We start from the raw sequence: 2,402 nt of genomic DNA on the forward strand, positions 1-2,402 counted from the left end.
GCAGTTACTTCTTCTTGCTTCTCTTGAGGTTGCAAAGATGCATAAAGACGATTCAAGGCATTAACATAAGCTTGGGCGGAAGCAACGATGATATCTGTGTTCGCCGCATGACCAGAAAACACTCTAGATTCATAACGTAAACGAATCGTTACTTCTCCAATGGCATCAATACCACCTGTTACTGACTGCACAGAAAACTCAATCAACTGGTTTGGCACATTCACCACACGGTTAATGGCCTTGTAAACTGCATCCACTGGCCCAGTACCGATGGCAGCATCGGTTAATTCTTCACCTTCTGGGGTGCGGAGGGTGACAGTAGCAGTGGGACAGGCGTTGCTACCACAGGAAACTTGCACCAATTCTACCCGGAATAAATCGGGCGTTTGTTGGATTTCATCATTGACGATCGCTTCCAAATCCCAATCAGAAATTTCTTTCTTTTTATCTGCTACCTCTTTAAATCTAACGAATGCTTTATTTAATTCCGTATCCGACAGTTCAAAGCCCAATTCTTTCAAGCGAGTCCGAAAAGCATTTCTGCCGGAATGTTTACCCAAAACTATTTGATTGTCTGTTAATCCAATCAATTGGGCATCCATAATTTCGTAGGTGAGTTTGTTTTTTAACACACCATCTTGGTGAATTCCAGACTCATGAGCAAAGGCATTTGCCCCCACGATCGCTTTATTTGGTTGTACTAACATTCCCGTCAAATTGGAAACTAAGCGTGAAGTTTTATAAATTTGTCGGGTGTCAATATTTGTTAGGGATTCTTGAGAATCAGATCGTCTTCCGAGATAGGGGTTAAAATATTGCCGCCGCACGTGCAGCGCCATCACCAATTCTTCTAATGAGGCATTTCCGGCACGTTCGCCAATGCCATTAATCGTACATTCTAGTTGCCGTGCGCCATTTTTCACGGCTTCTAAGAAGTTAGCAACTGCCAAACCTAAATCATTATGACCGTGAACGGAAATAATCGCTTGGTCGATGTTGGGGACATTTTCGATAATGCCTTTAATTATGGCTCCAAATTCGCTAGGGGTTGTGTAACCTACAGTATCGGGAATGTTAACTGTTGTTGCACCGGCGGCGATCGCTCCCTCTACCACTTGATAAAGAAATTCTGGATCAGTACGAGCCGCATCCATCGGCGAAAATTCGACATCTGTCATGAAGGACTTGGCATAAGCTACCATTTCTTGAGCGATCGCTAATACTTCTGCCCGTGACTTCCGCAGCTGATACTCTAAATGAATATCAGAAGTCGAAATAAATGTATGAATTCTGGCGTTAACTGCTGGTTTTAATGATTCGGCAGCAGCTTCGATATCTGCTTTAATTGCTCTTGCCAAACTACAAATTACTGGGCCATTTTCTGTCCCAACAATTTGAGCAATCTTCTTGACTGCTTCAAAATCTCCGGGACTCGCAAAGGCAAACCCTGCTTCAATTACATCTACACCCAGTCGCGCCAATTGCTTGGCAATAACTAGCTTCTCGTCTATATTCAGGGTTGCTCCTGGACACTGCTCTCCATCTCGCAATGTCGTATCAAAAATGATGATTCGATCTGTTTTGTTTCTCATTTGCGGTTTGTTGTTTAGTTTCTAGGTAAGAATTCAGGAGTCAGAATTCAGAACTCAGAATAGTTAAAGAATCAGACAAAGATTTAATGAATGAATATCTAAATCATACTAAACTCCTTATCAATTCTGACTTCTGACTCCTGGGTGCTGAATTCTTACGTTTCTAGTGGTGGCTCAATATATCTTCAACTTAGTTTTTCTTTTACTCTTACCTTTGTAAATAATTGCTAAGAATACTAACCTTCAGTTTTTTCTATTTGTTCTCTGATATCATTTAAATCTATATATCTATCAGTAGCATTCCGTAGCTCTCTAGCGATCATCCCTTCTGTTGAGACTACCGTAATATGTGTATTTTTTGAGCGTAATAATTCGATTGCCCTTTCAAAATCTCCATCGCCACTGAATAATACTACTCGGTCATATTGGTCTACTGTATTAAACATATCTACAACAATTTCAATATCTAAATTCGCTTTTTGCGAGTAACGACCAGACGTATCATCATAATATTCTTTAAGAATTTTAGTTCGGACTGTATAGCCCAGACTAATTAAAGCATCTCTAAAACCTCGTTGATCTTGTGGGTCTTTTAAACCAGTGTACCAGAATGCATTAATTAATGTTGTTTCTGATTGCTCATGTTTTAAGTATTCTAAGACTCGCCGTGGGTCAAAAAACCAGCCATTTTTTTGTTGAGCATAGAACATATTGTTTCCGTCTACAAAAATAGACAGACGATTCATTGGAGAACCCATACAAATTTACACCTAATAATATATATGAATTTAGATGGAACAATAGATTATA

2 protein-coding genes are annotated in these 2,402 nt (G+C 39.9%); both read right to left on the reverse strand.

Annotation, left to right across the window (positions count from 1 at the left end):
- On the reverse strand, positions 1-1,592 hold a 1,592-nt coding region (locus ACEW80_RS09585), incomplete at its 3' end, for a 2-isopropylmalate synthase (RefSeq protein ID WP_373526352.1).
- A 236-nt stretch (positions 1,593-1,828) separates the two neighbouring features.
- Complete coding sequence (locus ACEW80_RS09590; protein ID WP_334798192.1) at positions 1,829-2,350, reverse strand: NYN domain-containing protein; 522 nt, start codon at positions 2,348-2,350, stop codon at positions 1,829-1,831.
- Positions 2,351-2,402: the final 52 nt, after the last annotated feature.

It is taken from the genome of Nostoc sp. (assembly GCF_041747015.1).
Lineage (GTDB): Bacteria > Cyanobacteriota > Cyanobacteriia > Cyanobacteriales > Nostocaceae > Nostoc.

Coding starts and splice junctions, on each gene's coding strand:
- ACEW80_RS09590 (WP_334798192.1), bottom strand. CDS start 2,350: ATGGGTTCTCCAATGAATCGTCTGTCTATTTTTGTAGACGGAAACAAT.